General features: G+C 72.7%; 7 protein-coding genes. 1 reads left to right on the top strand and 6 read right to left on the bottom strand.

Annotation, left to right across the window (positions count from 1 at the left end):
• Positions 1-2: 2 nt before the first annotated feature.
• A complete protein-coding gene (locus tag LG396_RS28125) occupies positions 3-4,244 on the bottom strand; it encodes a GDSL-type esterase/lipase family protein (protein WP_225796910.1) in 4,242 nt (1,413 codons plus the stop codon).
• A 398-nt stretch (positions 4,245-4,642) separates the two neighbouring features.
• Here LG396_RS28125 and LG396_RS28120 point away from each other — a divergent pair, with 398 nt between their 5' ends.
• Positions 4,643-5,353, top strand: coding sequence for an AraC family transcriptional regulator (locus tag LG396_RS28120; RefSeq protein WP_225796909.1), 711 nt, complete (start codon positions 4,643-4,645; stop codon positions 5,351-5,353).
• On the opposite strand, the gene LG396_RS28115 is transcribed toward LG396_RS28120, so the two are convergent.
• The 5 genes from LG396_RS28115 to LG396_RS28095 form a co-directional block, all read right to left on the bottom strand.
• Positions 5,335-5,913, bottom strand: a complete 579-nt coding sequence (locus tag LG396_RS28115) for a dihydrofolate reductase family protein (protein WP_225796908.1) — start codon at positions 5,911-5,913, stop codon at positions 5,335-5,337. The genes LG396_RS28120 and LG396_RS28115 overlap by 19 nt on opposite strands.
• Positions 5,914-6,025: 112 nt before the next feature.
• Positions 6,026-7,591 (bottom strand): IPT/TIG domain-containing protein, encoded by a 1,566-nt coding sequence (locus LG396_RS28110; protein WP_225796907.1) that lies wholly within the window; start codon positions 7,589-7,591, stop codon positions 6,026-6,028.
• A 239-nt stretch (positions 7,592-7,830) separates the two neighbouring features.
• Complete coding sequence (locus LG396_RS28105) at positions 7,831-10,131, bottom strand: xanthine dehydrogenase family protein molybdopterin-binding subunit (protein ID WP_018834008.1); 2,301 nt, start codon at positions 10,129-10,131, stop codon at positions 7,831-7,833.
• An 85-nt stretch (positions 10,132-10,216) separates the two neighbouring features.
• Positions 10,217-11,860 carry a 2Fe-2S iron-sulfur cluster-binding protein gene (locus LG396_RS28100; RefSeq protein ID WP_225796906.1) on the bottom strand — a complete coding sequence of 548 codons (1,644 nt, stop codon included), beginning with the start codon at positions 11,858-11,860 and terminating at the stop codon, positions 10,217-10,219.
• The gene (locus LG396_RS28095; RefSeq protein WP_130456102.1) at positions 11,857-12,753 is read right to left on the bottom strand and encodes an FAD binding domain-containing protein; all 897 of its coding nucleotides are present in this window, start codon (positions 12,751-12,753) and stop codon (positions 11,857-11,859) included. The genes LG396_RS28100 and LG396_RS28095 overlap by 4 nt, the downstream gene beginning before the upstream one ends.
• Positions 12,754-12,940 lie beyond the last annotated feature (187 nt).

Here is a 12,940-nt window from a genome sequence, read left to right as displayed (position 1 = left end):
GATCACGGACGCAGGGACGCTAGATCAACGACCTCGGCCAGCCGTTCGCGACCTGCGTCGCTCGGATGCAGATGGTCGCCTTTGTCGTATTGCGGGGCGAGCCGGAGAGGGTGCTCCGGGTCGGCCAGGGCGATGTCGAAGTCGACCACGGCGTCAGCCGCGGAATCGTCGCGGATGTGGGCATTCACGGCCTGACGGACGGATTCCTTCTCCTCGGTGTACGTCGACGAGCCCTCGAACGGAGCCAGGGTGGCAACGACGACGCGTAGACCGCGATCGTGGGCTCGGTTGATGATCTCGTCGATGCCGTCGATCAGCGGGCCGGCCGCGGTGACGCTGCGTGACACGTCGTTGATGCCCTGGAACAGCAGCAGCGTCCGCACCCCGGGTTGGTCGAGAACGTCCCGGTCGAGGCGATCCAGGGCCCGCGGCCCGTAACCGTCGTACAAGATCCGGTTTCCGGACATCCCAGCGTTCAGGACGCCCATCTGCTCGTCAGAGGGCAGCTCTCGGAGGATCCGCCGGGCCAGATGGTCGGTCCAACGCAGATTGGTATCCGGTACGTCCCCGCCGCCGTCGGTCAGCGAATCGCCCATCACGGCGACCGCGCCGCTGGCGTCGGTCGAGTCGAACGACACCCTGTCGAGCCATAGCCAGTGGTTGAGTTCACCGGTGTAGGCGGCGCCGTCGGTATCTGCGGTGTGGTCGCCGTCGCCCAGGTAGGAGGTAGCCGTGGGGCGCAGATGTCCTGTCACGGTCTGGACGTCATCCGGAACATACGCACTGACCACCACGTCGGACTCCGGTTCCCACGTCCCGTCGACCGGGTCGCTGACCGCTGAACCGCCGACGGGAATGGTGATCGCGGGTGCTCCACCGAAGGTCACGTCGCTCACGCTTCCGTCAAGCAGGTCCGCTCCGGACTTCTGCGCACCGACCGTCACCGAGCCGAACTTCACCGGACCTTGTCCGAAGGCATTGGTCAGCCGGATGCGCAGACCCGAGCCACCGATGCTGGTATGCACGACGTTGCGGACCGTCTGACCGGAGATCGTGATGTCCTCCAGCAGTGACGACGAGGCTGTCCAGGTGCCGGTGCCCGGATGCGGAGGGTCGTCCACCGCCGGGGTGAAGCGGACGGCGTCGGTCCGGCTTACTCCGTCGCCGGCAGTGATCGTCACCGACGCCGGCTCGGAGTCGGTGAAACCGAACTCGCCCAGCGACAGCCAGGCATCGCCGGCGTCGGCCTGGGGTAGAGACACGTCGGTGTCACCGTCGGCGTGATGGACGGTGTACGTCACCTCGGCGGCGCTGTTGGTAGCGCGCGGGAACCAGACCGACACGTCGTACGTCTGCGTGGCGAGGTCCGCGGTCCAGGTCGCCGTATCCCCGCCGGTCCGGGTGAACCGGGACTTCGTGCCGTCGAAGCCCGACAACGAACTCCCCTGCCATGTCCCGGACTCCGCATACGCCGGACGGTCCGGGTCGCACCGCGGCGGGGAACCCTCGTCGGTGACCGTGACCACGGCGGATCCGTTGTCGGTGGGGGCGACGGTGACCGGTTTCGACGCCGGACCGGACCCGAGCTCGTTGACCGCGGACACCGTGTAGGTGCCACCGGTCTTCGACGTCCCGAGAGGGAGCGTAGTCCCGTCGGTCGAGCCGACCACGCCGGAGAGACACCGCTCACTGCCGTCGACTCCGACGACGTAGTGCCGGGCATCGTCGACCTCGGGCCAGGAAAGCGACGTGCCCGCGTCGTCCGTGACAACGGCGACGGGGTCCGGTGCCGACGCCGGAGCTGCGTGGGGCAGCGGGATGGAGTGCTCGGCGTCGCCGCCACCGGTCAGCTTGTAGTCATGTCCGGGTGCAATCGGGAACCGGACCGCCCCGGTGGTCTGGTCGAGGGTTGCTTTGACGGACTCGCCGGTGGTCGTGTCCGTGATGACCAGCGACTCGGGGTCCCAGCCGGTATTCGCGTTGACGATGGCAGAGCGATCCGATCCGTTGGTCCACTCGTAGGTCGAATCGGTGGCGATCGGATAGACCTCGGCGCGCATCCCCGCTTTGCCACGGGTCACCACGACGCCCTTGCCACCAGCGAACGCGGGCACTCGGTCGGTGCCGATCGCGTAGTCCTTCAACGTCGTCGGACCGGTGAACGTGGCCCCGGTGCTGACGTCGATCCATTTCCCGGCCGGCAGGTACACGTCCCTCGACGCCGCCGTCTCGAAGTCGGAACCGAAGACCGGCGTTGCGAGCAACGACTCGCCAATCATCCACTCGTACTGCCGGGTCTTGTCGTTGGCCAGGTCGTAGGTGTTCGGGTCATCCGGATACGCGATCGGGAGCGGGGTCATGGCGTGTGGGAACCCCGACTCGTGGCCGTCCACGACGGCGTCGTAGATGTAGGGGTGGAGGGCGTCGTGCCACAACGCCAGCTTCTTGACCGACGCCGCATAGTCGGAGCGGCCGAGCTCCCAGGGCCCCTTCCCGAACGTCATCACCGGCGCCATCGCGTTGAACTGCGCGTTACGTATGAAGTACGACTGATAGGCCGGATCCGACAGTGACGGTCCCGGCGTCCCGCCGATGATGTCCGGTGACAGGTTGGCGGCTCCCGACGCCGCCATGTTCAGCAGATTGACCGGCATCCGGTCGGGGTCTTCGTGGTAGACATCGCCGGTCCCGTAGATCGTGTCGTTGATCCGGAGGACATCGCCGGGCACGGCGTACGCGGCATTGCGCACCATCATCAGGTTGCCGTCGTCGTGCAGCGCTTCCTGGAGCGGGTTCCAGTTGCCGTCGAGGTGCAGGTCGGGTTCGTAGAGCATGGCGTCCTCCTTGAACCCGTCGACACCCCACGCCCGGGACTCGTCGACGAACCAGTCGACGGCCTCGGCGTTCGAGCCGTCGAGCACGTAGCTGGCGCCACTGGGGAACTGGGTCCGGGTGAGGACGGTGGGGGAGTCGTCGTCGTCCTTCACGAGGTAGCCCTTGTCCATTGCCTCGGGCACGAATGGCCCGTCGGTCACCGGGTTGTAGTTGCCTCCGTCGTCCTTGGTCGCCGGAAAGTTGTTCCGGGCGCCCAGGAGGAGCGACATGTCGTTTTCGGCGAACAGCCGCTTCAGCGAGTCCGGGTCCGGGTAGCGCGGGTTCGGCAGCCCGGGCTGGGCGTCCTCCCGTCCCGGTTCGAATGTGTCGTCCCACATGCCGAAGCTGTTCGTGGTGCCCTCGGTTGGGACGCCGCGCGGTCCGGGCCAGAAGCCTGAACCGACGACGCCCCACTTCAGCGGGTAACCGTGGTCGGCGAAGCCCTTGACCGTCTTCGTCACCGACTCCTGGTAGGTGTTCCAGCCCAGCGCGCCGTAGGCCTCCCAGCCCAGCTCGAACATCCTCGGGTTCGGAAGCACGTCCTGGTAGCCGTGGTCGCGCTGAAGCTCTCGGTAGTCGGCATAGACCTGCTTCAGGTCCCCACCGAGGAGGTAGTGGAGCGCGTCCACACCGTCAGCACCGTCGACGCCAAGCCGGTTCTCGCTCTCGTTCAACCCGAACCGTTTCTGGCCTTCGTCGAACAGGACCTCCGCTGTGCCCTGGGCCGGGAAGACCGTGAACGTGGAGACGAAACGCTTGCAGGAACCCTGATTGGTGATGTTGTCGAGTGCGAGGCCGCGGAGATCGGTCGTAGAGCGTGCCTCGACCTTGCCGCTGCACGGGGTGCCCTGAACCGGCTGACCGTTCTCGATCGAGCCGTGGTCTCCCAGCCCGTAGGCAGGTCCGTCGACCGGCCCGGTGCGGAGGTCGATGGTCGCCGGCTCGTCGACGTCCTCGACCTTGATGCGAACCGTCGTGGCGGTCGGGCGCAGTTGCACCCGTGCGACAGAGTCGTCGGACAGGGTGACGTCCAGGACGGCCGTCGCCGCGGAGGGTTTGTTCACCAGCCGGGTATCGACGGCGTCCGCGAAGGCGCCGGCGCCGTTGGCCCGGACCCGGAGCCCGGACTCAGCGTGTGGTGGCAGGGTCACCTTGCCGTCGGGACCGGCGAACCCGTAGCGGAAACCGGACTTGGTGACCGTCATCGAGTACGCGGACGCCGTGACGGTGATCTGGTTCGGTGTCTCCGTGATGACCGGACGAGAGCCTGGGGCAGGCGCTGCAGCGGAGCTCGCCGCGTAGGTGGGAGCTGGCGCCACGAATGCCAGGAGCAGCGCGGCAGACGCGAGCGGTCGCAATGGGGTGAACATCGTCGTCCTCCGCAGGCGCGATTGCCATGATGAATGGACTATGCAGTATCTGCAAATCTTGCGCACATGATGCATCTTGTCAACCACTGGCCTCCGGGCCGTACTTCGTTGTCCACGAGGCCCGTACGCGGCGACCAAGGATGCGCGCTTCTGCGCCGCCCCCGCGACCAGGCTCACCGTTCTCCGAACGGCCGCCGGATGGGACGGACCATGCTGACCACGACCGCCGGTTCCCGCGGCATAAGGCGAGCCTCCGACCAGCCGCACGACGAGGGCGGCACCCGGTGGGGTGCCGCCCTCCTCGTGCGTCCGGCTCCGGTTCCGTCTTGGGCGTTCTACCTGGTGGTCCGCGGGTTCCGGGCCTTCGCCGCGGCTGTCGCGCGGCGTATTCTCTGCCCGTGGAACTCCGCTTCGCGACGCGCCGGTCCGACTCGCCCTGGGTCGACACCGTGTGGACCTGCACGAGCGAGCAGGTCACGGCGATGACGTCCGTCGCAGGGGTGCACTGGGGCCTGGTGTTCTGGCGGCAGGACGGCCGGGCGTACGCGGCCGTCACCGGACCCGAGACCCGGACCGGCACGGCGCCCGTGCCGGAGGGCGCGGTCTTCACCGGCATCGAGTTCGCCCTCGGCACCTCGTTGCGGGCCGTGCCCACGCCGGCGCTGGTCGACGGCGGCATCGCGCTGCCCGACACCACCCGCCGGACGTTCCGGCTGGACGGTGCGCCCTGGGAGACACCTCGTGCCGACGACGCCGAGGCCCTGGTCGAGCGGCTCGTCCGGGCCGGGATCGTGGTCCGCGACCCGCTCGTCGCCGAGGTGCTGCGGGGGCACCGCCCGGCCGTGTCGGCGCGCACGGTCGAACGCCGGTTCCGCGCCACGACCGGGCTGACGCGGAAGGCCGTCCGGCAGATCGAGCGGGCCCGCACCGCGGCGGAGTTGCTGGCGCTCGGCGACCCGGCCGCTTCCGTCGTCGCCAAGCTCGACTACTACGACGAGCCGCACCTGGCCCGGGCGCTGCGCTCCTACGTCGGGCGCACCGCAACGCAGTTGCGCGAGGGCGTCGGCGGCGCGATCGCCCTCCATCCGGATCAGCGCCTGACGTCGTAGACCAGCTTCAGGATCCCGTTCGAGTAGCTCTCCGACTCCCGCAGCGTCAGCATCTGCTTGTCGCGGTCGGCCCGGCCGAACAGGCTTTTCCCGGCACCGAGCAGCACGGGGAAGACGAGCAGGTTGTACTGGTCGATCAGCCCCGCGTCCGACAGCCGCCGGGCCAGCTCCGCGCTCCCGTGGATGAAGATCGCGCCGCCCTCGCCCTCCTTGAGCGCGGCGACGTCCTCGGTCGAACGCAGGATGGTCGTCGGCCCCCACCCGTCGACGAGGGCGTCGTCGGACAGCGTGGTCGACACCACGTACTTGGGCAGTTCCCTGTAGTCGGCGTGGTCCTCCGAGCCGGGCCAGACCGGCGCGAACGCCTCGTAGCTGCGGCGGCCGAACATCAGCGCCGTGGTGTCGGCCAGTTCCTCGCCCTTCAGCGACCAGGCCTCCGGCACGAACTCGAGATCGTTGACCACCCATCCGCCGCTGCGGTGCTCCTCCCCCGGCCCGCCCCCCGGCGAGTCCACGACGCCGTCGAGCGATATGAAGGCGGTGTAGACCAGGTCACGCATGGTGCTTTCTCCTCATGATCGGGCGAGCTGCTGGACCACGCTAGATCGCGGCCGCCGCGGCCGTCTTGGACGAAAACGACAGCCGGGTGCTCTGCCCGGCCGCAGGCCGGACTCAGTCGCCGTAGGTGAACTCGTCGTACGGGCCCCTCGGGGACGTGGCCAAGCCTGTGTCGATCACGATGTCCACCGTCGCCGGGTCCGTCGGGAGGTGGCGCGGGGCCCTGGCCGTGAGTTGGGTGGAGGACTCGTGGTCGACGTGGGCCGAGGCGTGGTTCCTGAAGAGGACCTTGGCGCTCCGGGTGAAGCCGGTGCCTTTGATCGTGACCTTCGTGTCGACCCTGCCGCGGGCCGGGGAGATCGAGGTGATCGCCACCGGGGCGGTCGGGCCGTACGCGAAGCGGGCCGCCGGGATGGCGGGGGACGTGCCGAGGAGGTTGGTGACGCGGACGTCGGCGATGCCGGCGCCCTCGGGGACGTAGGCCGTGATGGCGGTGGCGGAGTCGACGGTGAAGTCCGTGCACGGCACCGTGCCGAAGTCGACGGCGGTGTACGAGTCGAAGCCGCTGCCGGTGAGGGAGACCTGCGTGCCGTCGCCCCCCGTGGTGGGGCTCAGGCCGGTCACCACCGGTCCGGCGGTCAGGGGCGGGGCGTCCAGCAGGGCGAGGTACGTGGCGTTGGCGTGCTGGTACGCGACCTGGCCGAGGAAGTCCGCCCTCGTCTGGTTGACGAGCGCCGGGTCGTGGGTCTGGTAGTTCGGGTTCACCGTGACGGGGTCGTTCGCGGCGGGCTGGACGTAGACGTTGCCCTTCCGGAACCCGTCGATCGTGAGCAGCAGTGCCTTCACCTCGTCGGTCGCCGTCGGCCCCGGCGGCGGGTACCAGGACATGGCCGCCGTCAGGTCCGACCAGGCCAGCGGGACCAGGTCGTAGGCGTTCACGTGGCGCTCGTACGGGCTCCAGGGCAGGGAGTCGACGTAGTCCGCGAAGCCCTGGAGGCCCGCGGTCGGCGCGGCGTACGTGACGAGCCCGAGCCGCGGCGGGTTCGCCGGCCAGTCGTACGCCTGGAGGTACGGCGCCAGCATGGTGGCGACGCAGCCGCCGAGGCTGTGCCCGATGAGGCAGACGGCGGGCTGCGGCGAGGGCGGGAGGTTCTGGAGGAGGGTGCCGAGTTCCTCCGTGAGCGTGGCCATCAGGGGGATCGGACCGTCCCCGCCGGCCGGGGCCTCCGCCGGCAGCCCCACCGCCCCGCGCGCCGTGGTGACCTGTGTGAACGCCGCCATCGCGCCCGCCGAGACGGCCAGCGGCTCCGCCCCGCCCGCCGGGGTGAACGTCACCAGCGTGCCGACGTCGAGGTCTTCGAGCATGTCCGCCGGGTTGTCGACGGTGCCGCGGACGACGACGGCGACCTGGTTCGAGCCGTCGGTGTTGAGGGCGACGTAGACGAGGTTGGCGTTGTCCGGGCTGATGGCCAGCCACAGCAGCTGCCAGCCCGCGACGACCGGGGAGTTCGCCAGTTGCGTCTCGATGCCGCTCCGGACACGTACGGTCTGCTCCGCCACCGTCTCCCCCGAGGGCCGCGGGGTCGCCGCGGTGGCGGCGAGCGCGGCGAGGGTCATCGTGACCTGCGGGGTCAGCGGGGACGAGGAGGTCGGCGGGGTGGGCCGGTCGGAGGTCTTCATGGGTGCTCCTTGCCTGCGCGGCTCGGGGAGGGCGGCGGGGCGGGGAGAGGCCCCGGAGGAGCACGTCTCGGCCGTACGGCGGGGGTACGTACGACGGGGGGTGCGTACAGCGGGGTGGTGCGTACGGCCGCGGCTCTTCCCGCGGACCGTATCGCCTCATGATCCACATAACGGGCATTGGTGGCCGACGCCCCCGAAGGTGCCCCCTACTGCACGGCTACTGCACCGCTACGCCGCCGCTACTGCACCGCGGCCGACTGCGGCCGGATCGGCAGCCGGCTCACCGGCCGCCCCGTCGCCGCCCGCACCGCCGCCGCGATCGCCGCCGGCGACGTGACCACCGGCGCCGCGCTCGCCGCCTTCGCGCCGAACGGGGCCACCACGTCCCGCTCCTCGACCAGCTTCACGATCCGCACGTCCGGCGCGTCGAGCGCCGTGGGCAGCGGATAGCCGGTGAGGTCGGGGCGGCGGACGATGCCCTTGTTCGTACGGAGGTTCTCCATCAGCGCCGCGCCCACGCCCTGCGTGACGCCGGCCTCGATCCGGGCCGCGAGCTGCCGCGGGTTGAGGACCTTGCCGACGTCCTGCGCGACGGCCATCTCCACCACCCGCACCGCGCCCAGCTCCACGTCCACGTCCACCACCGCGCGCACCGCGCAGAACGCCATGCCCACGAACGCGTCGCCCTGCCCGTTGGCGTCCAGCGGCTCCGTCGGGTGCGGGCGGCACTGCGCCGTGGCCCATAGCTCCTTGCCCTCCAGCGCCTCCGCGACGGTCGTCGACAGCACGCCGTCGTACGACGTGATCTTGCCGTCGGCGATCGTCAGCAGCTCCGCGGACATGCCGAACTTCTGCGCCAGCGGCTGGAGGAGCTGCGTACGGACCATCTTCGCGGCCCGCTCCACCGCGCCGCCCGAGACCCAGGTGTGCCGCCCGTGGCAGGCGGGGCCCGCGGTGGGCTGGTCGGTGTCGACGGGCGCGGTGTGCACCTCGTCGACGCCGAGGACCTCCTGCACGATCTGCCGCGCCAGCGTGGCGAAGCCCTGGCCGGTCTCGACGGCGGCGCAGATGACGGTGGCGGCGCCGCCGCTGACGCGGACGGTCGCGGTGGCCACCTCGTCGGCGCCCTCGGCGCCCAGCATGTGCACCATGCCCAGCCCGTAGCCCACGCCCCGGCGCACGACGCCCGGCTCGCCCGCGCCCTCGGGGCCGCCGGGCAGCAGGGCCCGCTCCCCGGGGTCCTCGGGCGGCAGCGGCGCCTCGCGTACGGCGGTGAGGAGTTCGGCGACGGGCGCGGGACAGGTGACGGTCTGGCCGGTGGGCAGCAGGTCGCCGGTGGCCATCACGTTGCGCGCGCGCAGCTCGGCGGGTTCCATGCCGAGCGCCGCGGCGAGCTTGTCCATCTGCCCCTCGTACGCGGCGCAGACCTGCATGGCGCCCTCGCCGCGGACGTGGCCGGACGGCGGGTTGTTCGTACGGACCACCCAGCCGTCGACGAAGGCGTGGGGGACGACGTACGGGCCGCAGGAGAACGACACCGCGGCGGCCAGCGCGTCGGCGGAGGTGTCGGCGTAGGCGCCGCCGTCCATGAGGATCTGCGCCTCGACCTTGACGAGCTTGCCGCGGGCGTCGGCGTGGTGCCGGTAGCGCAGCAGGGTGGGGTGGCGGTGGGCATGGCCGAGGAAGGACTCCTCGCGCGTGGCGAGCAGCTTCACGGGCGAGCCGGTGCGCAGCGCGAGGAGCCCCAGAGGGAGCTGCATGGAGCCGTCCTCGCGGTCGCCGGTGGCGCCGGGGACGCCGGTGACGACGACCTTGACCCGGTCCGCGGCCAGCCCCAGGCAGGCGGAGACCTGGTCGCGCACGGAGTGGGGGTCGGTGGCGGCGGCGTAGATCTCCACGCCGCCGTCGGGGCGCGGCACGGCGAGCCCGGCCTCGGCGCCGATGGGCGCGGGGTCCTGGCGGCCGATGCGGTACGTGCCCTCGACGACGACCTCGCCGGCGGCCTGCGGGTCGCCGTAGCGCAGGGGGATGTGCCGGATCAGGTTGCCGTCGGGGTGCAGGGGCTCGGCCTCGAAGGCGGCCTGCGGGTCGGTCACGGGGTCGAGCAGCTCGTACTCGACGGCGATGGCGGCGGCGGCCAGCCGCGCGGTGTCGGGGTGGTCGGCGGCGACGGCGGCGACGGGCTCGCCGTGGTGCCGTACGACGTCGTGCGCGAAGACGGGCCGGTCGCGTACGCCGCGGCCGTGGTCGGCGGCGTCGGGCAGGTCGCGGTGGGTGACGACGACGCGGACGCCGGGCATGGCCTCGGCGGCGGAGGTGTCGACGGAGACGATCCGCGCGTGCGCGTGCGGGGAGCGGTGCAGCGCGGCCCACAGCAGGCCCTCGGCCCACAGGTCGGCGGCGTACGGGAAGGTGCCCTCGGTCTTGGCGGCGAGGTCGGTGGCGGGGAGGGACGCGCCGATGCCGTGGCCCTCCGGTTCTGCGGGGGGGACGGCGGTGGTCGCGGAGGGCGCGGCGGTGCGCTCCTGGGAGGGGTTCACGGGGCGGATTCCCTCCTGCTCCGACGGTGGTGGCGAGGGCCCTCGGGCACGGCGGAGGCGGCGGGCCCGGGGTTCGTGGAGGGCGTCACCGGGGGCCTCCCTCGTGGGGGTTCGGGGGGCGGGGCGGGGGCATGCGGACGGTGTCCGGGGCGGGGTGGGCGCCGCCTTCGCCCGGGCCCGCCTGCTGCGGGATTCGGGCGCGCTCGGCGTCGTCCGGAACGCCGGCGGTGTCCGGCGGGTCGGTGTCCGGGGCGCGGCGGCCCGCGATGACCTCCTGGACGGCGTCGAGCACCGCGCGGTAGCCGGTGCAACGGCACAGGTTGCCGCTGAGCGCCTGGCGGGCCTCCAGGTCGCTCGGCGTGTGGTTGCCCTCCAGCAGGTCGTGCACCGTCATCGCCAGGCCCGGCACGCAGAACCCGCACTGCACCGCGCCCGACGCGGCCAGCGCCCGCTGGACGTCGGAGTGCACGCCCTGGTCAGCCAGGCCCTCGACGGTGCGGATCTCGGCGCCCGCGGCCGTCGCCGCCGGCACCAGGCACGCAGCCACGAGCCGGCCGTCGACCTTCACCGAGCACGCGCCGCACTCGCCCTGCGAGCAGCCGTCCTTGGCGCCGGCGAGGCCGAGCCGCTCGCGCAGCACGTACAGCAGGGACTCCCCGATCCACGCGCCGGTCACCGGGCGGTCGGCGCCGTTGACGCGCAGCACGTACGAGGCGAGGGGGTGTTCGTCCGGCGGCAGGGCGCCGGCCGGGGCCGGCTCGGGCAGCGGTTCCGGTTCGGCGGCGGCCGGCTCGGCGGGGGCGGCCGGGACCGCTTCGTCCGCCTCCGGCGGCTGCGGTACGCCGCCCGCCTCCGCCTCCGGCGCCGCGTGCTCCCGCGCACCGCCGTCCGGCTGCCCGGCGCCCGCGGGGCGGTCGTGCAGCGCGTACTCGCCGGAGTCCTCCGGCAGGTCGTCGGAGGCGGTCGGGATCGACCAGCCCGGCGACGTCCCGCCGTCGCCGTCCTGCCGCACCGAGCGCCAGGCGCTGATCTGCCCCTCCGCGGGCGGCCCTTCGCCGTCGGCGGGGTGCTGGGCGTGGCCCGGGGGGACCTCGCCGTACGGGCCGTCGCCGGGGTCGGCGTGCGCGGCGGCCCCCGGCCAGCCGCCCGTACCGGCCGCCGGGTCGTGCTCCGCGGGGTAGGGCTGGTCCGGGCTCCAGGGCTGCGCGCCGGTCCTGCCCGCGTCGGGCTGCGCCCCGTACGCGCCCTGCGCGTACCCCTCGGCCTCCTCGGCGAGCGCCGCCCGGCGGCTCTCCGCCACCGCGCGCATGCCGGCCTGCCCGAAGCCGCCGGGCCCGGCCCCGGCCCGGCGCGCCCGGCCGTGGTCGTGTCCCTGTCCCTGGCCGTCGCCCGGGGTCTGCCCCTGGTCCGCGGCCGTCTGCCCGTACCCGTACGGCTCTTCCTGCGCGTACCCCTCCGCGGCCGCCGCGGCCGTCTGCCCGCTCAGCCCCTCCGGGATCTGGAACTGCCCCGTCTGCCCCGGGTCGGTCGCCGGAACCGCTATCGGCGGCGGTACGTACCCGTGCCCCGGCGCCGCGAGCGGCACGCCCGTGTCCGCCTCGGGGAACACCTCCGGCGGCAACTGCACGAACGCCGTGGCGTCCGGGTCGCCGTCCGCGCCCTGCGGCATCGGCTGCCAGCCTCCGGTGCCGTACTGCGGCTGCTGGTCGTCCCCATTTTCCCGGCTCACGACAGCGCCCTCCCCAGTGCCCGGCGCGCCAGCGCCGACACCGTACGCCGCAGGTGCAGCGCCGCCGCCGGCAGCCGCGGCGGCTCCTCGCCCTCCGCGCCGGGCGGCGGGTCGGGGATGCACGCGGCGGCGACGTAGTCGCCGAAGGCGGCCAGCGCCTCGGGCGGCAGCCCGCGGTGGCCGTCCCAGTCCATCAGTCCTGCGACCCACTGCTCGGCCTCCATCGGCCGCAGCGGCGCGGGCGCCACCGCGCCGACGGCGCACCGCACCGCGCGGCGCGCCGGATCGAGCACCAACGCGACCGAGGCGGCCGCGCGCCCCGGCCCCGTGCGGCCCGTTGCCTTGAGGAACACCTGCGGCGCGTGCAGCAGCGGCGCCCGTACGAACGCGATCAGCTCGCCGGTGCGCAGCATCTCCACGCCCGCGAGCAGATGGCTGACCGGGATCTCGCGGTGCCCGCCGGCGGGCTCGGCGATGAGCACGGTGGCGTCGAGCGCGGCGAGGACCGGCAGCGCGTCGCCGGTGCGGTCGGCGGAGGCGATGTTGCCGCCGAGCGTGCCCGCGTTGCGCACCTGGGGCGGCCCGGCGGCGCGCGCGGCGGCGGCGAGCGCCGGGATGAGCGCGGCGAAGTCGGGCCGTCCGATGCGCGCGTGGGTCAGGCCGCTGCCGAGGAGGGCGGCGCCGTCCTGGTAGTGCCAGCCGCGCAGCTCGCTGATGCGGCCGAGGCCGACGAGCGCGGAGGGGCGCAGCAGGCCCGCGTTGACGGCTGCCATCAGGTCGGTCCCGCCGGCGACGGGCACGGCGGCGGGCATGGCGGTGAGCGCCGCGACCGCTTCGTCGAGCGAGTCCGGCAGCACCACCGTCTGCGCGGCCTGCGGTGCATGAGTGGTCAACCCGGCTGCCCCTTCCGCAGTGTCCCCCAGGAGTTCCGGCCGTTCCGCCGTACGGTACGGGCTCCCGGCCGGGACGTGGCAACTCTGGCACATCCGTCACGGTCCGGGGCCGCCTCCGGCGGCGCGGAAGAACACGAGCGTACCCCGCTCGGCGCCCAACTCGCGGGCCCGGATTGGGACCTGCTCG

Origin of the sequence: Streptomyces aculeolatus, from assembly GCF_020400605.1 — a bacterium.
Taxonomy (GTDB): Bacteria; Actinomycetota; Actinomycetes; order Streptomycetales; family Streptomycetaceae; genus Streptomyces; species Streptomyces aculeolatus.
Note: the sequence above shows the minus strand (reverse complement) of the source record. Positions and strands in the feature narration are given on the sequence as shown.